32 protein-coding genes and 1 tRNA gene are annotated in these 22525 nt (G+C 47.4%); 9 read left to right on the forward strand and 24 right to left on the reverse strand.

The features are described 5' to 3' along the window. Positions 1–53 precede the first annotated feature (53 nt). The 24 genes from rpsK to rplC form a co-directional block, all read right to left on the reverse strand. Entirely contained in the window at positions 54–449 is a 396-nt protein-coding gene (rpsK, locus tag NDI33_RS11635; protein WP_190411878.1) for a 30S ribosomal protein S11, read from the reverse strand. Between the two features lie 117 nt (positions 450–566). Further along, on the reverse strand, positions 567–950 hold the full coding sequence (gene rpsM, locus NDI33_RS11640; protein ID WP_190411879.1) for a 30S ribosomal protein S13: 384 nt from the start codon (positions 948–950) through the stop codon (positions 567–569). A gap of 61 nt (positions 951–1011) precedes the next feature. Beyond that, positions 1012–1125: a 50S ribosomal protein L36 gene (gene rpmJ / locus NDI33_RS11645; protein ID WP_071782548.1), complete on the reverse strand. Its 114-nt coding sequence runs from the start codon at positions 1123–1125 to the stop codon at positions 1012–1014. A 127-nt stretch (positions 1126–1252) separates the two neighbouring features. Next, on the reverse strand, positions 1253–1480 hold the full coding sequence (gene infA, locus NDI33_RS11650) for a translation initiation factor IF-1 (protein ID WP_015203280.1): 228 nt from the start codon (positions 1478–1480) through the stop codon (positions 1253–1255). Positions 1481–1675: 195 nt separating this feature from the next. Further along, the gene (locus NDI33_RS11655; RefSeq protein ID WP_190675635.1) at positions 1676–2242 is read right to left on the reverse strand and encodes an adenylate kinase; all 567 of its coding nucleotides are present in this window, start codon (positions 2240–2242) and stop codon (positions 1676–1678) included. Next, positions 2242–3582 (reverse strand): preprotein translocase subunit SecY, encoded by a 1341-nt coding sequence (gene secY, locus NDI33_RS11660; protein WP_190411881.1) that lies wholly within the window; start codon positions 3580–3582, stop codon positions 2242–2244. The genes NDI33_RS11655 and secY overlap by 1 nt, the downstream gene beginning before the upstream one ends. A 48-nt stretch (positions 3583–3630) precedes the next feature. Continuing rightward, positions 3631–4095, reverse strand: a complete 465-nt coding sequence (rplO, locus tag NDI33_RS11665; protein WP_190675638.1) for a 50S ribosomal protein L15 — start codon at positions 4093–4095, stop codon at positions 3631–3633. 133 nt (positions 4096–4228) lie between these two features. After that, positions 4229–4753, reverse strand: coding sequence for a 30S ribosomal protein S5 (gene rpsE / locus NDI33_RS11670; RefSeq protein WP_190411883.1), 525 nt, complete (start codon positions 4751–4753; stop codon positions 4229–4231). A 132-nt stretch (positions 4754–4885) separates the two neighbouring features. Continuing rightward, complete coding sequence (gene rplR, locus NDI33_RS11675) at positions 4886–5248, reverse strand: 50S ribosomal protein L18 (RefSeq protein ID WP_190411884.1); 363 nt, start codon at positions 5246–5248, stop codon at positions 4886–4888. A 2-nt stretch (positions 5249–5250) separates the two neighbouring features. Next, complete coding sequence (rplF, locus tag NDI33_RS11680; protein WP_190411885.1) at positions 5251–5790, reverse strand: 50S ribosomal protein L6; 540 nt, start codon at positions 5788–5790, stop codon at positions 5251–5253. Between the two features lie 154 nt (positions 5791–5944). After that, positions 5945–6346, reverse strand: coding sequence for a 30S ribosomal protein S8 (rpsH, locus tag NDI33_RS11685; protein ID WP_190411886.1), 402 nt, complete (start codon positions 6344–6346; stop codon positions 5945–5947). Positions 6347–6370: 24 nt separating this feature from the next. After that, positions 6371–6916: a 50S ribosomal protein L5 gene (gene rplE, locus NDI33_RS11690; protein ID WP_190411887.1), complete on the reverse strand. Its 546-nt coding sequence runs from the start codon at positions 6914–6916 to the stop codon at positions 6371–6373. An 80-nt stretch (positions 6917–6996) separates the two neighbouring features. Beyond that, complete coding sequence (gene rplX / locus NDI33_RS11695) at positions 6997–7365, reverse strand: 50S ribosomal protein L24 (RefSeq protein ID WP_242028859.1); 369 nt, start codon at positions 7363–7365, stop codon at positions 6997–6999. Next, a complete protein-coding gene (rplN, locus tag NDI33_RS11700; RefSeq protein WP_190411889.1) occupies positions 7365–7733 on the reverse strand; it encodes a 50S ribosomal protein L14 in 369 nt (122 codons plus the stop codon). Before rplN ends, rplX begins: the two co-directional genes overlap by 1 nt. Before the next feature lie 224 nt (positions 7734–7957). After that, complete coding sequence (gene rpsQ / locus NDI33_RS11705) at positions 7958–8206, reverse strand: 30S ribosomal protein S17 (RefSeq protein WP_190411890.1); 249 nt, start codon at positions 8204–8206, stop codon at positions 7958–7960. A 6-nt stretch (positions 8207–8212) separates the two neighbouring features. Then, a complete protein-coding gene (gene rpmC, locus NDI33_RS11710; protein ID WP_190411891.1) occupies positions 8213–8455 on the reverse strand; it encodes a 50S ribosomal protein L29 in 243 nt (80 codons plus the stop codon). 3 nt (positions 8456–8458) lie between these two features. After that, entirely contained in the window at positions 8459–8881 is a 423-nt protein-coding gene (gene rplP / locus NDI33_RS11715) for a 50S ribosomal protein L16 (protein ID WP_190411892.1), read from the reverse strand. A 104-nt stretch (positions 8882–8985) separates the two neighbouring features. Continuing rightward, positions 8986–9714: a 30S ribosomal protein S3 gene (rpsC, locus tag NDI33_RS11720; RefSeq protein ID WP_190411893.1), complete on the reverse strand. Its 729-nt coding sequence runs from the start codon at positions 9712–9714 to the stop codon at positions 8986–8988. Positions 9715–9800: 86 nt separating this feature from the next. Beyond that, on the reverse strand, positions 9801–10163 hold the full coding sequence (rplV, locus tag NDI33_RS11725; RefSeq protein ID WP_190411894.1) for a 50S ribosomal protein L22: 363 nt from the start codon (positions 10161–10163) through the stop codon (positions 9801–9803). Positions 10164–10229: 66 nt separating this feature from the next. Next, positions 10230–10505 carry a 30S ribosomal protein S19 gene (gene rpsS, locus NDI33_RS11730; protein ID WP_190411895.1) on the reverse strand — a complete coding sequence of 92 codons (276 nt, stop codon included), beginning with the start codon at positions 10503–10505 and terminating at the stop codon, positions 10230–10232. A gap of 91 nt (positions 10506–10596) precedes the next feature. After that, positions 10597–11460 (reverse strand): 50S ribosomal protein L2, encoded by an 864-nt coding sequence (rplB, locus tag NDI33_RS11735; RefSeq protein ID WP_190411896.1) that lies wholly within the window; start codon positions 11458–11460, stop codon positions 10597–10599. Positions 11461–11576: 116 nt separating this feature from the next. Beyond that, positions 11577–11879 (reverse strand): 50S ribosomal protein L23, encoded by a 303-nt coding sequence (locus tag NDI33_RS11740; RefSeq protein WP_190411897.1) that lies wholly within the window; start codon positions 11877–11879, stop codon positions 11577–11579. Continuing rightward, a complete protein-coding gene (gene rplD / locus NDI33_RS11745; RefSeq protein WP_190411898.1) occupies positions 11866–12504 on the reverse strand; it encodes a 50S ribosomal protein L4 in 639 nt (212 codons plus the stop codon). The genes NDI33_RS11740 and rplD overlap by 14 nt, the downstream gene beginning before the upstream one ends. 100 nt (positions 12505–12604) lie before the next feature. Beyond that, positions 12605–13243 (reverse strand): 50S ribosomal protein L3, encoded by a 639-nt coding sequence (gene rplC / locus NDI33_RS11750; RefSeq protein ID WP_190411899.1) that lies wholly within the window; start codon positions 13241–13243, stop codon positions 12605–12607. Positions 13244–14459: 1216 nt separating this feature from the next. Here rplC and NDI33_RS11755 point away from each other — a divergent pair. The 9 genes from NDI33_RS11755 (at position 14460) to NDI33_RS11795 (ending at position 22496) form a co-directional block, all read left to right on the forward strand. Continuing rightward, complete coding sequence (locus NDI33_RS11755; RefSeq protein WP_190411900.1) at positions 14460–14915, forward strand: NAD(P)H-quinone oxidoreductase subunit N; 456 nt, start codon at positions 14460–14462, stop codon at positions 14913–14915. A 178-nt stretch (positions 14916–15093) separates the two neighbouring features. Beyond that, on the forward strand, positions 15094–15699 hold the full coding sequence (locus NDI33_RS11760) for a VWA domain-containing protein (RefSeq protein WP_190675640.1): 606 nt from the start codon (positions 15094–15096) through the stop codon (positions 15697–15699). A gap of 76 nt (positions 15700–15775) precedes the next feature. After that, positions 15776–16273 (forward strand): hypothetical protein, encoded by a 498-nt coding sequence (locus NDI33_RS11765; RefSeq protein WP_190675642.1) that lies wholly within the window; start codon positions 15776–15778, stop codon positions 16271–16273. A 163-nt stretch (positions 16274–16436) separates the two neighbouring features. Beyond that, the gene (locus NDI33_RS11770; protein ID WP_190675644.1) at positions 16437–17042 is read left to right on the forward strand and encodes a VWA domain-containing protein; all 606 of its coding nucleotides are present in this window, start codon (positions 16437–16439) and stop codon (positions 17040–17042) included. Between the two features lie 134 nt (positions 17043–17176). Next, positions 17177–17785 carry a VWA domain-containing protein gene (locus NDI33_RS11775; protein ID WP_190675647.1) on the forward strand — a complete coding sequence of 203 codons (609 nt, stop codon included), beginning with the start codon at positions 17177–17179 and terminating at the stop codon, positions 17783–17785. 111 nt (positions 17786–17896) lie between these two features. Next, positions 17897–19129, forward strand: coding sequence for a circadian clock protein LdpA (locus NDI33_RS11780; RefSeq protein ID WP_190675649.1), 1233 nt, complete (start codon positions 17897–17899; stop codon positions 19127–19129). 180 nt (positions 19130–19309) lie between these two features. Beyond that, complete coding sequence (locus NDI33_RS11785; protein WP_190428646.1) at positions 19310–21121, forward strand: R3H domain-containing nucleic acid-binding protein; 1812 nt, start codon at positions 19310–19312, stop codon at positions 21119–21121. Between the two features lie 381 nt (positions 21122–21502). After that, a tRNA-Gln gene (locus tag NDI33_RS11790) sits at positions 21503–21574 on the forward strand. 124 nt (positions 21575–21698) lie between these two features. Beyond that, positions 21699–22496 carry an HAD family hydrolase gene (locus NDI33_RS11795; protein ID WP_190675651.1) on the forward strand — a complete coding sequence of 266 codons (798 nt, stop codon included), beginning with the start codon at positions 21699–21701 and terminating at the stop codon, positions 22494–22496. Positions 22497–22525: the final 29 nt, after the last annotated feature.

Consider the following 22525-nt stretch of genomic DNA (forward strand, 5'->3'; position numbering starts at 1 on the left):
CCACTTGCTGCTAATTACGAATTGCTTTGACAGCGATCGCTGTCAAAGCAATTCTAGACTCGACGTCGCTTGGGCGGACGGCAGCCATTGTGGGGGATTGGCGTCACATCTCGAATTAAGGTAATTTCTAGCCCCGCCCCTTGCAGCGCTCGAATCGCGGTTTCTCGACCAGCTCCTGGACCGCTAACCATGACTTCAATCTGACGCATCCCCTGATCGGTCGCTCGGCGAGCCGCGCTTTCAGCTGCGGTTTGCGCTGCAAAAGGAGTTCCTTTTTTCGCTCCTTTAAAGCCACTTGAGCCAGCTGAAGCCCAGGAGAGGACGTCTCCATTCGTGTCAGAAATCGTGACAATCGTGTTGTTAAAAGTAGACTGAATGAAAGCTACGCCATTAGGTACGTTGCGTTTTTGTTTTTTTGGACCTGTTTTTTTTGTTGGTTGTCGCGCCATGTGGATCTAGTTGACAGTAGTTATAATGGGTTGGCTGAATTGGTTGGTCAATTTTGCTTTTAGCAAACGACCGAAATCCAAGCCTCTGCTTTTAGCTTTTCAGCTAGCACGAGAAGGTTATTTCGGCCCTGGTGCCTTTCTCTTACCTGCGACTGTGAGACGTCTGCCGCGACGGGTTCGCGCATTTGTACGGGTTCGTTGACCCCGAACTGGCAAGCCCATTCGATGACGCCGACCCCGGTAGGTGCCAATGTCAATCAGGCGCTTGATGTTCATCGCCTCCCAGCGTCTGAGATCCCCTTCAATTTGATAGTTGCTTTCCACTGCTTCGCGCAGAGCAGCAACGTCGGAATCACTTAAGTCTTTTACTCTTGTGTCTGGATTAACTTTGGATGCTGCCAAAATTTCTTTGGAGCGCGAGAGTCCAATTCCATAAATGTAAGTCAGACCAATTTCTACGCGTTTATCGCGAGGAAGGTCTACCCCAGCAATCCGTGCCACGCTTGTTGTCTCCCTAGTCTTGCTTTTAGTGCTATAAACTTGTCCTGAGGATCGGGTTGAGTTAACCTTGGCGTTGCTTGTGTTTTGGGTTAGAACAAATCACCATGACTCGACCGCGCCGCCGAATGACGCGGCATTTTTCACAAATTTTTCGGACTGATGCTCGAACTTTCATGCCTATTTTGGCTACATTGCAAGCTCTACATTATATCACTTTTTAAGTGTATTTAAAAGTTCATCTAATTGATGAAGTTTTTCATAACACAAGCTTTTAAAAACGAGCGAGTCGCTTTTTTTGGCAACTACTTTTTGTTGCGTAGCCGGTAAGTTATTCTGCCTTTGGTTAGGTCGTATGGGGTGAGTTCCACTTTGACGCGATCGCCCGGTAGAATTTTGATGTAATTCCGGCGGATTTTCCCAGAAATATGGGCTAATACATTAAACCCATTGTCTAAATCGACGCGAAACATTGCATTAGGCAGGGATTCTGTTACCGTGCCTTCCATTTCAATTAAATCTTGTTTAGCCAAGTTATCCTTTTCCTCAATTCTTCAGCTTGCCTACTGTCATTCACAGCTCATTCCCCTGACTGACAGTCAAGGTCTTATTAACATATTTTATCAAAAATTTACTTCATCAGGTTGGGGGTCAGTCGCAGCCGCCAGTCTGGAAAGTAGATTAGCAACGAACTGACCCCTGACATTGGGCGATCGCACCCGCTCCTGTCAAGAATGAACAACTTGTTTGAGTGCGGAAGTAACTTCCTCTAGAGAGCGATCGCCATTAATTGAAACCAACTGTTGGCGCTGCTTGTAGAAATCAATTAGCGGAGCCGTTTGGTTGCGATAAACTTCCAAACGATGACGAATGACTTCTTCTGTATCATCCGTTCGTCCTTGCTTGCGACCTCGTTCCAGCATCCGATCTACCAAAACTTCGTCCGCAACTTCCAGATTGAGAACGTAATCGGAGACTTGGTCTAATTTTTGCAACAATTCATCCAGAAAAGTCGCCTGAGAGACGTTACGGGGGAAACCATCTAAAATCCAACCGGATTGGGCATCTGTTTGGGTCAAGCGATCGCGCACCAAATCCAATATCAAAGCATCAGGAACCAACTCACCTCGATCCATATAGGACTTCGCCTTCAAACCGAGTTCAGTTCCAGCAGCCTTGGCATTTCTCAAGATATCACCCGTGGAAACATGAGGAATTTCCAGCTCTTGAGCGAGGATATGTGCCTGAGTTCCCTTCCCCGCTCCTGGCGGCCCCAAAAAAATCAATCGCGTCACTACTGCTTCACCATTCCTTCATAGCGCTGGGAAATGACATAGGTTTGGATTTGCTTTGCTGTATCAATTGCCACGCCCACCAAAATCAGCAAAGAAGTAGCTCCCAGCCCTTGAAAAGTTGTAATGCCGGTGGCTCTTTCTACAATTGTGGGTACAATTGCCACTAATCCCAAAAAGATAGCGCCTAAGAAAGTTAGCCGATTCAAAACTCCTTCCACGTAATCGCTAGTAGCCCGACCTGGACGGATGCCAGGTATGCTGGCTCCCATCTTTTTCAAGTTCTGCGATAAATCCACAGGATTTACAATCAAAGATGCGTAAAAGTAGCTGAAAAACAGAATCAAGATCAGATAAACGACCTCATAAACTCCGGGCGTCTGACTATTTGGATTTAGAGCATTCGCAACTTGATTGAGAACTTGATGTATTTGACTCAAGACCGGATTATTGCCCGTATTTTGAGTCATCTGAGCTAGGAAACCTGGGAAAATTAGAACGGAAGAGGCAAAAATGATCGGCATAACTCCACCCTGGTTCAGCCGCAAAGGCAGGTAGCTCGTCCTTTCCCGGTAGAGTCGTTTACCTACCTGTCGGCGTGCCGAAATAATCGGAATCCGCCTGGTTCCCTCCTGGACAAACACAATTCCCAAGATCATGACTAGGAAAACTAGCAGCAGAATGATCACGGGTCCTACATTGCGATTGTCAACCTGGGCATAATTAATAGTTTGCCCAAGGGATTTAGGTAGAACTGCAACAATATTGATGAAAATCAACAAAGAAGCGCCGTTACCAACCCCCCGCTCGGTAATCAGCTCTGACACCCACATAACAAACATTGAACCAGCGGTTAGAGCGAGTGCAGTCTCCGCGATAAACAGGGGTCCCCGAACGTTTGTTGCATAGCGTTCAAGCCATACCGCAATGAAGCTAGTTTGAATCAAAGCCCCTCCCAGCGCTACATAGCGAGTAATCTGAGAGATTTTTCGCCTTCCAGCTTCTCCTTCATCCTTCTGCAATTTTTCCAAAGAAGGAATGGCAGCTGTTAGTAATTGGATAATGATGGAGGCATTGATATAGGGCAAAATCCCTAGAGCAAAAATCCCCAAGGCGGTAATTCCGCCCCCAGAGAAGATGTCCAGAAATCCAATTAATTGGTTATTTTGAATATCTTGAGCAAACCTAGCCCGGTCAATTCCCGGTACTGGCAAAAAGATGCCAATGCGAACTAAAATCAGCAAGCCGATGGTGAGAAGCAGCCGACCTCTAAGACCGGCTGCTTGAGCCATCTGTGCAAAGGTTTCCTGAGCAGTTGGGCTTTTGTCTCGACTAACGACCATGTAAGGAATACCTCAACGATGAGCAAGAGACGCTGGCATGCAATATGCTTAACCCTTATGGGCACGGGCAGCAACAACTTCACAACTGCCACCAGCGGCTTCAATCTTGCTGCGAGCCGAGGCAGTGAAAGCTGCTGCTTTTACGTTCAGAGCCACATTCAGTTCACCGTCACCGAGGATTTTCAGAGAACCATGATTTGCGGTGAGAATGCCAGACTCCATCAATGAGTCTAGAGTCACTTCCGTGTTAGCAGGGAGTGATGCCAGCTTACTTACGTTGATCGTAGTGTATTGCTTACGATTAATGACCGTAAAGTGCTTTAACTTAGGCAGACGACGGTACAGCGGCATTTGTCCGCCTTCAAATCCGGGTCGTGTGCCCCGCCCCGATCTCGATTTTTGACCGCGCATCCCAAAGCCACCACTGGCACCTTGACCAGCTGCTATGCCTCGTCCAATGCGTCGGCGGCGCTTCTTTGAGCCTTTTTTAGGAACTGCATCTTCTAATCTCATTCGCTTGACCTAGAGAATTGACGACTTATTTTTTTGGGGAAGCTATTAGCTGTTAGTGTTTTGTTGTTTGTCCAAGATATTAAAGTTGCCTTTAAACTGAGAGTCACTAATAGCTAATCGCTGATGGCTAAATTTAGGCGTAGAGATTTTCGATAGGAATCCCGCGTTCTTCAGCCACTTCAGAAAATGTACGCAAGGTGGAAAGAGCATTCACGGCGGCTCTAGCATTGTTCAAAGGGTTATTAGAACCCAGCTGTTTTGCCAAGATGTTCCGCACACCTGCTAACTCCAGTACAGTACGTACAGCACCACCGGCAATAACACCCGTTCCTGGGGCTGCGGGTCGCATCATCACTTGGGCACCACCTCCGGCTCCGTTAATAGGATGGGGGATAGAATTTGCCTTGGTCAAGGGGATGTCAATTAAGTGTTTTTTGCCATCGGCAACGCCTTTACGAACAGCTCCAATTACATCACTTGCTTTGCCAACGCCGACGCCAACTTGACCGCGCTCATTGCCAATGACAACGATCGCGCGGAAGCTGAGTTTTTTACCGCCTTTGACGACCTTACTAACACGACGGATCTGGATCACCCGTTCTTGAAAGGTGATTTCTTTTTCCCGACGCGCAGAACTTTTCCGACGCTCTTTTGCCATAGTTTTATCCTGAACCTTGAGAGTGAAAGTAAAAACTAAAAATGTAAAAAGGCAAAAGAAAGAGAAATCAAAGGTAGAAATATAGAGATAAAAACTTCTTTCTTTTTACTTTTGCCTTTTGCATGCTTGTCTTTAGAAATCTAACCCAGCTTCGCGAGCAGCGTCTGCCAGGGCTTTGATTCGACCGTGATAAAGGTTGCCGCCTCGGTCAAAGACAACCCTTGAAATGCCTTGAGCGATCGCTCGCTGAGCAATTAACTTGCCTACCTCAACAGAGGCAGCACAGGAAGCTCCTGTTGTTAACTGTGATTTTAGATCCGGTTCCAAAGTTGAGGCACAGGCAAGAGTACGTTGTTGAGTGTCGTCAATTACCTGGACATAAATGTGCTGATTGGATCGAAAGACAGCTAACCGAGGACGCTCACTACTGCCATTTACCTTACGCCGCACCCGGTGATGCCGACGTTGAATTAGTTCTTTACGAGTTAGCTTCATCTTTACTTCTTACCTGCCTTTCCAGCTTTACGTCTTACGACTTCACCTGCATAGCGGATGCCTTTACCCTTGTAAACTTCCGGTGGACGGACAGCACGGATTCGAGCAGCGATATTTCCTACGATTTCTTTATCAATGCCGCTTACAACCACATTTGTGTTGTTTTCTACGGCCATTTGAACACCGTCGGGAGGTTCAATCTGAACTGGATGACTGTAACCCACGCTCAGAATCAGATTGCGACCTTGAACTGCCGCACGATAACCGACTCCCTGGATTTCTAGGCGACGCTGAAATCCTTGGGAAACTCCATCGACCATGTTGGCAATCAGAGTACGAGAAAGACCGTGGCGTTGACGAGCTGCGCGAGATTCATCCCGCCGCTTGACCAAGATCGTTTCTCCCTCCTGCTCTATACTCACCTCAGATGGTAGAACCCTGGATAGTTCTCCTTTAGGCCCTTTCACTGCAACATGTTGCCCTTCGATCGAGACTTGTACCTTAGCAGGAATATTAATAGGGCGTTTGCCAATACGAGACATGACTTAATCCTCCTAATCAATTAGCCGTTAGCCGTTAGCTGTTAGCTGTTAGCTTTTGGTCTATCGGTGAGTCCGAAAGTCTGTGCTTTTCTAAGTTTTTGAAACCTACCAGCCAATCGAGCTAATAGCTAATAACTAATAGCTATTAGCTTATCTACCAGATGTAGCAAAGCACTTCTCCACCTACACCCTGACGCCGTGCTTCCCGGTCAGTCATAATGCCGCTGGAGGTAGAAATGATCGCAATTCCAATACCGCCCAGCACGCGGGGTAGTTCTTTGCGGTTAGAGTAGACCCGCAGACCAGGTTTGCTGACCCGCTTCAAGGTATTAATAATCGGTTGACGATTTTTGCCTTTGTACTTTAGAGAAATTAGCAAGTGTTGCTTAATCCCTTCGCCAACTTCTTCAAATTCAGCAATAAAGCCTTCTTCCCTGAGAACTTTGGCAATACTGCGAGTCATCTTTGTCGCTGGTATTTCTGTTGTTTGGTGCCGCGCCAGATTCGCATTCCGAATGCGAGTCAGCATATCTGAAATTGTGTCGTTTGCCGCCATTATTCCCTCCTTATTTTGACTGCCTCATTGATCCCGGAAAGGCATTCCCATTTCTTTTAGCAAGGCGCGGCCTTCTTCGTCGGTATTTGCTGTAGTAATGATGGAAATGTCCATGCCCCGAATTTGGTCGATGCTGTCGTATTCTATTTCTGGAAATATCAGCTGTTCTCTAATGCCTAAGCTGTAATTTCCCCGACCATCAAAGCTCTTGGGACTAATGCCGCGAAAGTCCCGAATCCGTGGCAAGGACAGGTTAATTAATCGGTCGAGAAAGGCATACATCCGATCCGCCCGCAGAGTCACCATCACGCCGACTGGCATCCCTTGGCGAAGTTTAAATCCAGCGATCGCCTTTTTCGCCCGCGTCACTACTGGTTTTTGACCCGTAATTTTGGCAATTTCAGCAAGGGAAGATTCCAACGCTTTAGCGTTGGTAGAAGCCTCACCTAGACCTCGATTAACCGTAACCTTTATGACTTTGGGTACCTGATGGGTATTCGTGTAATTAAACTGAGTCATCAGTTTAGGAACGATCGTATCTTGGTACAGCGTTTTCAGTTTTTGTGTCATTGTTTTTTCCTTAATATCCCTGGGCTTGGTCAGGGGAAATAGCAGTTAGTAATTAGCAATATGCTGTAACTAACAACTATTTAGTCAATAATTTCACCCGTTTTTTTGAGCATCCGCACTTTGCGTCCTTCTTCATTCAAGGTGTAGCAAATGCGGCTGGCAATCTTTTGTTGAGCCGAGTAAAGCATCACGTTAGAGCTATGGATTGGTGCCTCTACTGTCACGATTTGACCGGATTCACCTTCTTGCTGAGGTTTAACGTGCTTGGTTTTAATGTTGATGCCTTTGACAATTACTCGACTTTCTTGGGGAAGCGTCCGCAAAATTTCACCAACCTTGCCTTTATCACGACCGGCAATCACTTGTACTGTGTCGCCTTTTTTGACATGCATTTTATAGCGCTGGGGAAGCTTCGTCCCGTTTCTTTTAGACTGTTTTTTTGCGGCCATTAGAGCACCTCCGGAGCTAGAGAAACAATTTTGGTGAAGTTTTTGTCGCGCAGCTCGCGTGCAACTGGCCCAAAAACGCGCGTCCCTCTAGGGTTGCCATCTGCGTTGATGATGACGGCGGCGTTATCATCGAAGCGAATACTCATACCGCTATCCCGGCGCATATTTTTTCGGGTACGGACAATCACGGCTCGCACAACATCCGACTTTTTAACCGCCATATTGGGAATGGCATCTTTGACGACCGCAATGATTACGTCGCCGACACCGGCATAGCGTCGGCCACTGGCACCTAAGACGCGGATGCACATCAATTTACGAGCGCCGCTGTTGTCTGCGACATTAAGGTAAGATTGGGGCTGAATCATAGTTCTTAGCTTCGGATGCGTAAGTTTTGAATAATAGTTTTGAGCTGTAAGTTTTAAGTTTTAGCAAAAGAAAGAACGTAAGAAGTTTGATTTTTATTCCCGACATTCTTTCGTTAGATTTCCGCTTAAAACTTGTTACTGACGGGTTTACCTCATTAAATATCGGTGTCAAATCGAAATTTTCGATGAACCCGCCTTTACAAACTCAAAACTCATAACTTTACTTATTGAACCTCACGGTTGAGAATTTCAGCGACTGCCCATCGTTTGGTGCGGCTTAGAGGACGTGTTTCGGAAATCCGGACGCGATCGCCTACCTTGCACTGATTTTCTTCGTCGTGAGCTTTGTAACGCTTTGTCCGCACTACAATTTTTCCGTACTTGGGGTGCGGTGAGCGGTTCTCGACAGCAACCACTACGGTCTTTTGCATCTTGTCGCTGACGACCAAGCCAACTCGTTCTTTAACTGCCATTGGGGTCTACTCCTCGGATGTTGCATCTGGTTGTGGCTTTTGAGCCTTTGCAGCCCGTTGCCGCTCCCCTTCTACAGTTAGGAGCTGACCTAAACGATGCTTCGTATGCTTGAACTGGTGTAACTTTTCCAAGCGTCGGGTTGCCTGTTGCAGCCGTAAATCAAACAGCTGACGCTTGACAGCTAAAATTTCTTCAGCCAGTTCTCGATCGCCTAAATTTCTGGCTTCTTCTATCTTGGGCAGAGCCATAACTCACACAGTCCCTTCTTCTTCACGAGTGATGAACTTCGTCTTAATTGGCAACTTGTGGGAAGCTAGACGCATCGCCTCCCTGGCGGTTTCTTCAGGAACCCCGGCAATCTCAAACAAGATCCGGCCTGGCTTCACGACAGCTACCCAAAATTCCGGCGAACCTTTACCAGAACCCATACGGGTTTCAGCAGGGCGCATTGTAACTGGTTTATCGGGGAAGATCCGAATCCAGATTTTTCCACCCCGACGGATGTAGCGGGTCATAGCTCGGCGGCTGGCTTCAATTTGACGGGAGGTAATCCAAGAAGGTTCTGTGGATTGGAGGCCAAAGTCACCGAAGTTTAGGCTACTGCCGCGAGTTGCCAAACCGTTCATCCGCCCGCGCTGCTGTTTGCGAAATTTTGTTCTTCTGGGACTTAACATGACTTGGTAATGGGTAATTGATAATTGGTAATTAGTAATTGGTAACTGGTAATTGGGCGTTTTCGTTTTGATTACCCATTACCGATTACCGATTACCTATCAACCTATTCATTAGAGCGGTCTTCAAATTGCTGGCGACGACGCTGTTGACGACGTCTAGGCTGAGCGTTGTTAGGAGCCGGAATTTCTTCCTGACCAGGAATCACTTCACCTTTGAAGATCCAAACTTTAACGCCAAGAATGCCGTAAATAGTTTTGGCAGTGCGGTAAGCGTAGTCAATGTTGGCTCGAAGAGTATGCAGAGGAACTCTGCCTTCCCTTGTCCACTCGGTTCGGGCAATTTCCGCCCCGTTTAACCGTCCGCTGACTTGTACTTTAATTCCCTGGACTTCAGCGCGTTGGGCACGTTGAATCGCCTGACGCACGACGCGCCGGAAGGAAACTCTTCGCTCTAACTGTTGGGCAATATACTCAGCAATCAGTCCGGCGTCGGCATCTACCCGTGCTACTTCGATCACGTTGATCCGAATTTGACGATTGCCACCGCCTAAAGCTTCTTGAAGATCGCCGCGTAATACTTCAATGCCAGTACCACCGCGACCTACCACAACACCCGGTCGAGCTGTGTGGATTTCTAAGTCAATTTGATCGGCTTTGCGCTCAATCCGTACTTGGGAGATACCAGCGTTACTGAGTTTTTTCTCTACGACCTGCCGAATAGTGTGGTCTTCTTGCAGGAGTTCTGGGTAGCGCTTAGCATCCGCAAACCAACGGGAGCGATGTTCTTGGGTAATCCCCAGCCGAAAACCAATTGGATGAATTTTCTGTCCCACGAATGCGTCCTCTTAAATCAGCTAATTGCTAATTGCTAATTGTTCAAAAGCTTGTTTCTGACAACTAGCGCTTAGCCAAAGTAGTGTTATTCATCTGCCGCTGCTTGTGCAACAGCTACAGTGATATGACACGTTGGTTTACGAATTTGATATGCACGACCTTGAGCGCGGGGTCGGAAGCGCTTCAAGGTTGAGCCTTGGTCAGCATAAGCCTTAGAAACCACTAATCTCGCGGGATCTAAACCGGCGTTATGTTCGGCATTGGCGGCTGCTGAGCGCAGTACCTTGCGGACGGGATCGCAAGCCCGATAGGGCATAAATTCCAGAACGATCAGTGCTTCCCGATAGGAGCGTCCCCGAATTTGGTCGAGAACCCGGCGCACCTTGTGGGGAGACATCCGGATGTATCGCGCGATCGCTTTCACTTCTTCTGTAGTATCAACTGCCATAGATTTCTCCCTTTTAATAATTTTGAATTTGGAATTCTGAATAATCTCAAAACCCAAACTTCAAAATTACCTCTTTGCCTTGGAATCTTTCGAGTGTCCCCGGAAGGTGCGAGTTGGAGCGAATTCTCCCAACTTATGCCCTACCATTTGCTCAGTGACGTAAACTGGCACGTGAGTCCGCCCGTTATGAACCGCGATGGTGTGACCTACCATTTGCGGCAATACAGTTGAAGCACGAGACCAAGTTTTAATAACCTGCTTATCGCCCCTAGCATTCAAATTTTCAATCTTTTTCAACAAATGGTCCGCAACAAAAGGACCTTTTTTAAGAGAACGACCCATAGTTCAAATAACCCCAATTACTTCTGGATTTTTGGATCTTGGATTTTGGATTTTGGACGTATTGCTAATCTAAAATCCAAAATCTAAAATCCTAGGACTCCCGACCGCCCCGACCTCGCTTAGAAGATTTGCGACGACGCCGGACAATTAATTTATTGCTTGGCTTGTTCCGCTTACGGGTCTTAGCACCTAAAGTTGGCTTACCCCAAGGTGTGACTGGTCCACTTCTACCAATTGGTGCCCGTCCCTCACCACCGCCATGTGGGTGATCGACTGGGTTCATGACACTGCCTCTTACCTTCGGACGGCGTCCCTTCCAGCGATTACGACCAGCTTTACCAGCACTCAAGTTGCGATGCTCAACATTGCCGACTTGTCCGATGGTAGCGTAGCACTCGCGGCGGATCATGCGGACTTCACCGGAGGGTAGCTTGATAGTGACATAGTCGCCTTCTTTAGCGACTACTTGTGCAGTGGCACCAGCAGCGCGAACAATTTGCCCGCCCCGTCCAGCAGTCAGTTCTACGTTGTGAACGGCAGTTCCTAACGGAATTTTGCTTAAAGGTAATGCGTTGCCAATTTCAATTGGGGCGTCTGGGCCAGCAGTGATAACTGTACCGACGGTTAAGCCGACTGGGTGAAGAATATACCGCTTTTCGCCATCCTGGTAATAAACCAGGGCAATCCGGGCATTGCGATTTGGATCGTACTCAATGGTTGCCACTTTTGCCGGGATATTACGCTTATCGCGGCGAAAATCGATTTCCCGGTAGAGTTGTTTATGACCACCACCCCGACGGCGGCTAGTAATCACCCCACGATTGTTTCGACCTTTGGGGCGATGCTTTGTGTAGGTTAGTGACTTTTCCGGCTCACTCCGCGTAACTTCGGCAAAGTCCGAAATGGTAACTTGACGAGTACTGGGAGTATAAGGCCGATAAGAACGGATGCCCATAACTTAAAAAAGAGGTTTGAAGGTTGAAGTTTGAAGACGCTTGTAGGGCGGCTTTCCGTTGAGGTGGTTGAAATTAGTTAAAATTTAAAATTTCAACTTTTCAACTTTCCAACTTATTAAACTTCTGGGAAGAGGGTGATGGTTTCTCCGCTTGCCAGAGTTACAATTGCTCGCTTGTACTGAGGCTTAAACCCTGCAAATTTGCCGACGCGGCGCTTTTTGCGCGGTAGGCGAAGGGTATTCACACTCACAACCTTTACTTTAAACAGGTCTTCAATTGCTGCTTTAATTTCTGGCTTAGTCGCTTTGGGAACAACTTCAAAGACATACTTGTTCTGCTCCATCAGCAGAGTTGCCTTTTCAGTTACGATCGGTCGATACACCAGATCCGCAAGTTCGCGGGGGTTATACTGACTCACTGTAAACCTCCTGAATTTTGGCAAGGGCGGATGGCGTTGTCACGATTTTGTCAGCTGCCAACAGGTCAAAGATATTCAATTGGGTGGCAGGGATGATCTTCATTTTGGCAACGTTCCGGGCTGACAAATAAACGTTTTCTTCCCGTTCAGCTAGGATCAGCAGGACTTTAGAATCTGGTTGGACGCCCCAACGTGCGATCGCTTCTACCAATTCTTTAGTCTTAGGCCGAGGCAACTTGTCAGCAAATTCCTCCACCACAATCATGTCTTCAGCTCGGCTAAAGAAGGCGGTTCTCAGTGCTAAACGCCGTTCCTTCCGGTTCATCTTTGTATCATAGTCTCTTGGCTTGGGACCAAAGATGACACCGCCGCCTCGCCACAGTGGTGAACGAATCGACCCAGCACGAGCGCGACCCGTCCCTTTTTGACGCCAAGGCTTACGACCTCCCCCCCTAACTTCCGCGCGGGTTTTGGTGCTGGCTGTGCCTTGACGAGCATTCGCCTGTTGCCTTACTAAGGCTCGGTGGACGATATGAGCCGCATTCTCTTCTTTAGCAACTTTTAATTCTAGAGTTGCCTGTCCGACCTCTTCCCCGTTCCAGTTTCGTACTACACAGTTAACCATATCCGTTGTCCTTTGTTCGTTGCTAATTGCTAATTGCTAATTGAAGATTGCTAAGTATCAAAAGCTCTTAGCGATTAGCCAGCCTGACCTTAGAAAATGACTACTTTCGACCTACTTTCTTGGCAGGAACAATATTAACCAGCGCCCCTGGCTTACCAGGAACCGCTCCTTTGATCAGTAGTAAATTGCGTTCTGCGTCTACCCGCACTACTGTCAATTTGCGAACGGTAACGCGCGTGCCACCTAGACGACCTGCCATCCGCTTACCAGGATAAACACGCCCTGGTGTGGTTCCAGGACCGATCGAACCAGGTAGACGGTGGTTTTTGGAACCGTGGGACATGGGTCCTCGCTTAAAGTTATGGCGTTTTTGATAACCGGCGAAGCCTTTTCCGATGCTTGTGCCGATTACATCCACAATTTGACCCGCAGTAAAAATATCTGGTTTGAGTTCTTGCCCTAGCTCAAACTCTCCCACATTCTCAAAGCGATACTCTCGCAGTTTTTTCAAGGGAGGAGCGCTTGATTTTGCCAAGTGGCCCAATTCAGGCTTGTTCAAACTCTTGGGTTTGACTTCTTTATAACCAAGCTGGACGGCAGTATAGCCATCTGTTGCTTTGGTTTTAATTTGCGTAACGGTGCATGGCCCTGCTTGAATGACCGTCACAGGAATTGCTTTTCCTGTTTCGTCAAATATTTGGGTCATGCCGAGTTTGGTGCCGAGGATACCAACAGACACGGCTTTCTGGTCTCTCCTTTTTACACAGTACAAAGAGGCGGGATTACGAGTATTTCGTAAATCCGCTTGCTCCAACAAACGTTGTTATCAAACCAGCCAGCTGGGGCGCATCCTCGGATTGAGAGAGGCAAGCTTTCAAGTCAGCCTAATTTAGGCTTTTTCTTTAGCTGGGATGAAGCTATTCGACGGTCGGGTAAGCGCTAGAAGCGCTTTGCCTATATTCGCGGGGACTTAGGTGGCAAGCCATCCAGTATCCGAGAAAGCGAAAGGGCTTTTTCCGGCTGAAAAGGGTTCTTCTCAAGAAACCTTCTAGATCGTCGCTAATCCTGAAATCGATGTCTCTGTTGCTTTACGCTCGCTAGGGGCACTAACCTCTTATGAGAAAGACTCAATAGTTTTTCACTCGGAAGGCGTGCTGTCCCTGGACTCGATTTCAACTTCAGCGGCAATAGCTGCTCGAATTTTGATCACAATCGTTAACTATAAACGATTTGTTACAACTTGTCTAGCAATTGTGCCAAAAAAATTTAGCGGTCTGCTGGATCGTCTGCTTCGCGTGTCGTGCAACTCCAGATCCAGAAGACAACTGTCCAGTTAACGGCTTACGGATAGATAAGGAAGAAGGCGATCGCATACCAACGACCCGCACTTAGGTCGGTTATAGCATTTCACAATGTGTTTGCACAGTCTTTGTAAACACAGTATTACAACTCCAGCAACATCTTCTCTACAGTTAAAGGGACTACAAGAGATTGCAGATAGAAGCAAGCTGGCTTTCAAGCATAGATTCAGCCGTTTAACGTTACCTGTTTGAGCTTTTTTTTCCGACCTGCGGTATTAAAGCGCAATAAGGGCTTACCAGTACATGATTTTTGGGATTAGGTCGATTGCGATTCCATCTTCACGAGAAGCCTATTCACTTATTTTCAGTAGATGTTGAGTCAAAATAAGTCAAATCTTTACAGCTCAACGTAGCGCTCGCATCTCCACAAAAAGCGCGATCGGCCAAACAGTTTAACCTCGATTGTCTGTAAGCCTATGTTCAAACGAGGCTCAAAACTCAACACTGTCTGGAAAAAGTGCAACCTTACTAAAATTTTCAAAGCTTTTGTTGCACATTGCTTTTTGCTTAAAGTTGATAGGTTCCTCAGCGCCCAACTATAATAAATTGCCAGCAGCAATTAACAAAACTTAAAGCTGGGTAGAACATAAAAATATGGCACTGATCACCATCGGCAATCAATTCGTCAAAGACTTGGAAAAGTCAGGTGCTTTAGGAACGTATGTACCCTTAGAAGGAGGGTTTGAAGGGCGTTACCAGCGGCGGTTGCGTGCAGCTGGCTATACCACTTTAAGCCTATCAGCACGGGGACTCGGCGACGTAGCAACGTATTTAACTGGCGTACACGGCGTTCGTCCCGCGCATTTGGGCAAGAAAGACATTCGTGTTTACTACGTGCCACCTATCGTGACCTATCAGTTGGAACAACTACCTCCCAAATCGAAGGGACTGGTGCTGTGGATAATTGAAGGACACGTATTGTCCCGTGAGGAAGTGGAATATTTAACCACCTTGCCAAGTATAGAACCACGCCTAAAGATTGCTGTAGAAATGGGAGGCGATCGCGCTTTCCGCTGGACACCGCTTAAAAACGCGATCGCTGCTGCTTAAACCCGCGTCAGTCAATCCAATCTTAGGGTCGCACCAATGCTTGGGTGTAGCTCTAAGTCATGTCGAGCTAAAACGAGCTGGAACGTCTGAATAGTCAAGCTTTATGACCTACAGACGTTTTAGCTCGGCTAGAGGATTTTGATACCTTTAAAGAAGTAAGCAAATAAGGCAAACTCTTATGGTAGAAAACCGCGACTATACATTAATTATTGACAAAAGCGGCAGTATGTCGATGACAGACCAGCCAGGCGGGAAAAGCCGCTGGGTCATGATGCAGGAGTCTACTCTCGCTTTAGCCAGTAAATGTGAAGAATTTGATCCGGATGGCATCACTATCTATCTATTTTCCGGTCGATTCAAACGCTATGACAATGTAAACGCCAGTAAAGTCGCACAAATTTTCCGCGAAAACGAACCGTCTGGACGCACTGACTTAGCGGCAGTCCTTCTAGATGCGACGAATAACTACTTCCAGCGTAAAGCAGCAGGACAAACCAAGCCCAATGGAGATACCATTTTAGTCGTCACAGATGGGGAACCGGATGACCGGAAAGCGGTAATGAAGGTAATTATTGAAGCGTCGCGCCGTATGGATCGGGATGAAGAACTCGCGATTTCCTTTATCCAAGTTGGCACAGACGCGCAGGCAACAAAATTTCTGAAAGTGCTGGATAATGAACTGCAAAGTGCTGGGGCAAAGTTTGATATCTGCGACACAGTCACGATGGATGACATGGAGGACATGACCCTAACGGAAGTGTTGATCAATGCCATTATTGACTAAGTTCAAAGTCTAATTTGGGATTTGGGATTTTGATCGTGAAGAGAAATCTAAAATCTCTCTAGAGGCGTCCAAAATTATGGAATCAATCGATGACATACTCGCGGCAGTCAAAGCTGAGTATGAGACAAAAGATAAGCCAAAAGAACTGCAAAAACCGCCACAACTGAAAGAAGAACCAGTCAAACCGCAACCAGCGAACTTCTTACAAAATCATTCTGCGAACCTCCCGCTTGCTGCAAACGCAATTCCGGAATTGCCCCGGCAAAAATGGCAAAACGAGCCGATTAGCTCATTTGAAGACATTGTTCTGGCTCAAATTAGGGCTGAGTTTGAAGAACAAGAACGTACAGAACAGCTAAAAAAACAGCAACAACTCAGAGAAGAACAACTCAAACAGGAGCAACTAAGGCAGAAACAACGGGAAGTATTCAAAAACCAAGCGCGAGAATGGCTGAAAAATTTAAAGCCACTTTCAGAAGAAGGTCTTTGGTTTGAAGAGTTTGCCGATGCATATCCCTCTAAACTTGAGGCGGCGATTGATTATTTGCAAGCCTTGCGGGAGACTAAGCCGTAGAAGCCAGCAGCGATCGCCGGAACTGATAATTAATCCCCTCTGTTGTGTAGAAATTTTTATATTTCTTTTATCTAATCCAACTAGATAGTCACAGCAGGTGGGCTAGGCTAGATTGGGAAATCTTGACAAACACTGGAGGTTATCTTTGGTGGAAGGAGGATCTGTGGCAGAAGACCGTGACTATACATTAATCATCGATAAAAGCGGGAGTATGTCTACCCCAGAGCCACCGAGCGGTAGAAGCCGCTGGGAAACCGCAGAGGAGTCTACTCTAGCGTTGGCGAGAAAATGTGAAAAGTTCGATCCCGATGGGATTACGCTTTACCTATTTTCCGGTCGGTTTAAGCGATTTGATAATGTGACCTCTAGCAAGGTAGCGCAGATATTCCAAGAAAACGATCCCTCTGGCACCACGAATCTTGCCGATGTCTTGAAAAACGCCACCGAAAATTACTTTGAGCGGAAGGCGGCTGGTCAGACTAAGCCAAATGGCGAGACAATTCTAGTGATTACAGATGGTGAACCCGATGACCGCAAAGCCGTGATGCGGGTGATTATTGAAGCCTCTCGCCGGATGGATAGAGATGAAGAATTAGCCATCTCCTTCATTCAAGTGGGTTCGGATCAAACGGCGAGTCGGTTTCTGAAAGCCTTGGATGATGATTTGCAAGGTGCTGGGGCAAAGTTTGATATTTGCGACACTGTAACGCTGGATGACATGGAGGGCATGACTTTACAGGAAGTGTTGCTCAACGCCATTAACGACTAGGTGCTGTCTGTTTATTTTGGATTTTGGATTCCACATCTGAAATCCAAAATTTTGTTGTCAGTGTTTAATCACAATTTTGTTGTGGAATCAGCAGCAAGTCATTCAATCTAAAAAAATAATGGGGAGGTTAGCTAATGAACGCAGAAGATCGGGATTATACGTTAATTATTGACAAAAGCGGCAGTATGTCTACGCCAGACCAGCCGGGAGGCAGAAGCCGCTGGGATGCGGCACAAGAGTCTACCTTGGCGTTGGCGCGAAAATGCGAACAGTTTGACCCGGATGGGATCACAGTTTACTTATTTTCCAGCCGATTCAAACGCTACGAGAATGTAAATTCCAGTAAAGTCGCACAAATTTTTCAAGAAAACGACCCGGCTGGCACAACTAATTTGGCAGGTGTATTACAAGATGCGATCGCTGCCTACTTTCAGCGGAAAGCAGCCGGTCAGACTAAGGTGGGTGGCGAAACCATTTTGGTGGTCACAGATGGTGAACCCGATGACCGAAAAGGCGTGATGCGGGCGATTATTGAGGCGTCCCGACAGATGGAACGCGATGAAGAACTGGCGATTTCGATGATTCAAGTAGGGTCAGACACTACAGCAGCTCGGTTTTTAAAGGCGTTGGATGATGACTTACAAGGTGCAGGGGCAAAGTTTGATATCTGCGACACGATAACGCTGGATGATATGGCAGATATGACCTTGGCGGAAGTGCTGCTCAATGCGATCGCTGACTAAAGGCAAACCCCTGATGCTTACGGTTTCTATGAAAGGGGGAGTGGTGAAAACTCCCCTAATTTTTGCTACTTGGATCTCCCCATTTATCCGGGAACGCACTAGCATATAAGGGTGACTGATACCTACTATCCTTTGCGTTCCTTAAGAGAGGGTCACTGGTTTAAGCTCATTTGCGGAGCTAGTTTCCAACACCTCCCTGCCGTCCGAAATCTTACGTTGGCATATACCCTTGCTGGGGCTGACTGTATCGATGTTGCCGCTGACCCAGCAGTTATTGCTGCGGCGAAAGAAGGTATAAAGGCTGCGGCTACCCTTGCCGATGCCGCCCGCGATCGCGGCTATTGCGTAGAAGGTTTGCCGTGGCTGATGGTCAGCCTAAATGATGGGGAAGATCCTCATTTCCGAAAAGCTGAATTTAACTCAACTGAGTGTCCAGCAGATTGCTGGCGACCTTGTGAAAGTATTTGTCCAGCTGATGCGATCGCTTTTGACTTTGGCCAGAACGGTTTTTTAGGGGTGATCGATCAACGTTGTTATGGCTGCGGACGGTGTATTCCCGTATGCCCAAATAATTTAATTTATACTCGTTCTTATGTATCCGCACCGGAAGCGATCGCACCTTTGGTATTTCAAAGCGGCCTAGATGCCTTAGAAATTCACACGCAAGTTGGCAGAGTAGAGGACTTTAAACGACTCTGGAGTGCGATCGCGCCTTGGGTAAACCAGCTCAAGCTTTTAGCCATTAGTTGTCCAGATGGTGAAGCGATGCTTGATTACCTCCGAGCGCTATACGAATTGATGGCACCCCTACCTTGTCCTCTCATCTGGCAAACAGATGGGCGTCCTATGAGTGGCGATATTGGCGATGGCACAACGATAGCTGCTGTAAAGTTAGGTCAAAAAGTTCTAACTGCGGGATTGCCCGGATATGTGCAGTTAGCAGGAGGCACTAATCGCCACACTGTTGGCAAACTTAGGACAATGGGACTGCTCAACAACCACCAAAAGCCAGAAGTCCAAGAGTCAAAAGTCGGAAGGGCATCTCTATCAAGCATCCCTGTAGGGAACCAGGGATCAACGAAAAATCCGCCCAAACCAACTCAAACTTTTCCCGCTCAATCCCCCAATATCGCCGGGATTGCTTATGGCAGCTACGCTCGTGTTTTGTTATCACCCATTTTGGATGAATTAGAAAAAATGAATATAAACGAAGTAGGTGGGAATGCCTCCGCGTCAAGTCAAACACCTTTACCTGGACGCTTGGAAGAAAAGCCGGATTTACTCTGGCAAGCTGTTGATCTTGCTCACTCGCTAGTTTCTCAACTCAAAACCTTTTCCCAATAGCCAGTAGAAGCGCGATTTCAGATATGTCATCGATTAAAAGGTTGGAGGTTAAAAGATTGACGATTTGCAAAAAGCGACCTTTCAACCTTGCGATCGCCAACCTGCAACGCTTCCCAGGTAAAGAACAAACATCAGTTATTTAAATCACCGATTGTGGATAAAAACGTCACTGTACAAAGAATGCAGATTACAGACGATCTCCAGAAATTACTGGACGTGTTACCGAATGAAATTCGGCAACCTTTAGAGCAGCATCCGGGACGGGATAAGTTAGTTGAGGTTGTCCTAGACTTGGGGCGTCTTCCAGAGGCTCGGTTTGCTAAACAGGCAGAGTATCTCTCCGAAACGCCAGTATCGAAAGAACAACTGAATTATTGTGTAGACCGGGTAGGAAATTTTGGTGGGGATAACCGAGCAGGACTAGAGCGAACTCTGCACCGGATTAGCGCTATCCGCAACCGAAGCGGCGAGATCATTGGTCTTACCTTGAGGGTAGGTCGAGCCGTGTTTGGCACCATCGGCATGATTCGCGACCTAGTAGAAACAGGTCAATCGATTCTGATGCTGGGGCGTCCCGGTGTTGGCAAAACAACAGCACTGCGGGAAATCGCCAGAGTTTTAGCCGACGATTTACAGAAACGAGTTGTCATTATCGACACCTCCAACGAAATCGCTGGGGATGGTGACGTTCCTCATCCAGCAATTGGTAGAGCTAGACGGATGCAAGTCGCCCGTCCCGAACTCCAGCATCAAGTCATGATTGAGGCAGTGGAAAACCATATGCCAGAAGTCATCGTCATTGATGAGATTGGCACAGAACTAGAAGCCTTGGCAGCTCGAACGATTGCTGAACGAGGTGTTCAACTGGTGGGTACAGCTCACGGAAATCGGATTGAAAATCTGATTAAAAATCCAACGTTATCTGACTTAGTGGGTGGCATTCAGGCCGTAACTCTGGGAGATGACGAAGCCAGACGCCGGGGTAGCCAAAAGACGGTATTGGAACGCAAAGCCCCGCCAACCTTTGAAATTGCTGTTGAAATGCTAGAACGGCAGCGCTGGGTGGTACATGAAAGTGTTGCCGATACCGTTGACACCCTGCTGCGGGGGCGTCAGCCGGGTTATCAAGTTAGGACAACCAGCGAGACTGGGGAAGTTACGATTACCCATGAGACCCCCCAAGCACCGTCACTCATGCGACCAGCGATGAGCGGAGGTAGCCGTATATCCTCCACCCACGACGCCCCAGCGCGACCAATGGGCTGGCGGGCTTCTGGGCAAATGACTCCATTACCAATGCAGTCAGAATCAACGCGAGGCATGAGGGCAGAACCGCAAAACCTATTAGCTAGAGGAGAAGAATCTGCCTCTACTTCATTGCCTGTCTCTTCTAACCTTGCACCTTCTTTTGAGCAGATGCTGGATCAATCTTGGCATCAACCTCAGGCGATCGGAAATGAAACCTTTGTGGGGCCAAATGGCGAAGAGTTGCCATTGCACGTTTATCCTTATGGGGTGAGCAGCCAACAATTAGAGCAAGTCATTCGGGTGCTGAATTTGCCCATCTTGCTGACGAAGGATATGGATAGCGCGGATGCAGTTTTGGCGATTCGGTCGCACGTAAAAAACCATTCCAAGCTACGACATATTGCCAAAGCCCGTCAGGTTCCCATCCATGCAATTAAGGCAAGTACCATTCCCCAGATTACCCGCGCCCTAAGGCGTCTGCTGGATATGGATGACTCTCAGGTTCTAGATGTCCCCGAACTCAGCTTATTTACTAGTAGCGGTAGTGAAGACGAGATTGAGGCTCTCGAAGAAGCCCGCCTTGCCGTGGAGCAAATCGTGATTCCCAAAGGACAGCCGGTGGAACTCCTGCCGCGTTCTTCTAAAGTTCGTAAAATGCAACACGAACTCGTCGAACACTATCGCCTCAACTCTGACAGTTTTGGGGAAGAACCGAATCGACGGCTGCGAATTTATCCCGCCTAGTCGAAAAAGCTGTGGATCTATATGGGGCGTTGCACAGTAGAAAGATGATTATCTGGCGCAAAGACGAGGTAGCGCGGAGTTTAAAAGAAAATCATCGCATGATTCTGCAACACCCTATATGGGTTTCGAGGAGGTAAAGATGTCGAAAAAGCTAAAACACTTTCCCGGCACGCTTTCCATAAGAGGGGGAGAAGCTGGCTAGGAGAGCCACACTGTTTAACTGGTAAGCGTTCAAGAAGCCTTTTCTATGCGTCAATTTCCAAAAATCCATACTGAGTCTTCACCATTTATCCACTGATGAAGAAGGATTTAAGAGAAATTTCCTAAAAATGGTTGACAATTCCCTAGTAGGAACTGCTACTATAACGAAGGTTAATGCGATGGGGTGTCGCCAAGTGGTAAGGCAGCTGGTTTTGGTCCAGCCATTCCGAGGTTCGAATCCTTGCACCCCAGTTAAATTTTGAAACCTAAGTTTTGAGGACCCTAGTAGAGACGCGATCTATCGCGTCTCTACTGGTTATTGGGCTTGTTGGGCAAATTGTGCCAAGATAAACCGAAAGATTGCGGCTTTAGAACCATGCGTGCAAGTTATCCAAATATTCTCGCCCTTGACTTTGACGGTGTTATCTGTGACGGGCTAATCGAGTATTTTCAGACAGCTTGGCGCACCTACTGTCAAATTTGGGCACCGCCTAATCTCACACCTCCAGATGGTTTGGCTGAAAGTTTCTACCAGCGACGACCGATTATAGAAATCGGTTGGGAAATGCCGGTGGCAATCCGGGCGCTAATATTGGGCATTCCCGACGAAAAGATGTTGCAAGATTGGTCAGGGGTGGCTCAGCAAATCTTGCGAGAAGATAATTTGAATGCGGCTGATATCGGCACGAAGCTCGATCGTATCCGGGATGAGTGGATTGATAGGGATTTAGAGGGTTGGCTAGCCTTGCATCGTTTCTATCCAGGTGTTGTTGAAAAAATGCATCGGATGGAATCGGAGAAGGCATCGCTTCCAGATACACCCGTCCAAACGTACATCGTCACTACCAAAGAGGGACGCTTTGTCCGTCAGTTGTTGCAGCAACAGGGTATCCAACTACCCGATCGATGCATTATTGGGAAAGAAAATCGGCGTCCTAAGTACGAAATTTTGCGCGAACTCAGCAGCGATTCGCCGGTTCACCTTTGGTTTGTGGAAGATCGCTTGAAAACTCTGCAAACTGTGCAACAGCAACCAGACCTCAATGATATCAAGCTGTTTCTTGCCGATTGGGGTTACAATACTGCTGCTCAACGAGAGTCGGTCGCGTATCAGGAACGAATTCAGCTTTTATCTCTGTCTCAGTTTGCTCAAGATTTCTCGACTTGGGCTTAGATGAGAAAAGGGAACCCAAGGTTAGAGGG

It is taken from the genome of Trichocoleus sp. DQ-A1, assembly GCF_039961955.1.
In the GTDB taxonomy this organism is placed as follows: Bacteria; Cyanobacteriota; Cyanobacteriia; order Cyanobacteriales; family FACHB-T130; genus FACHB-T130.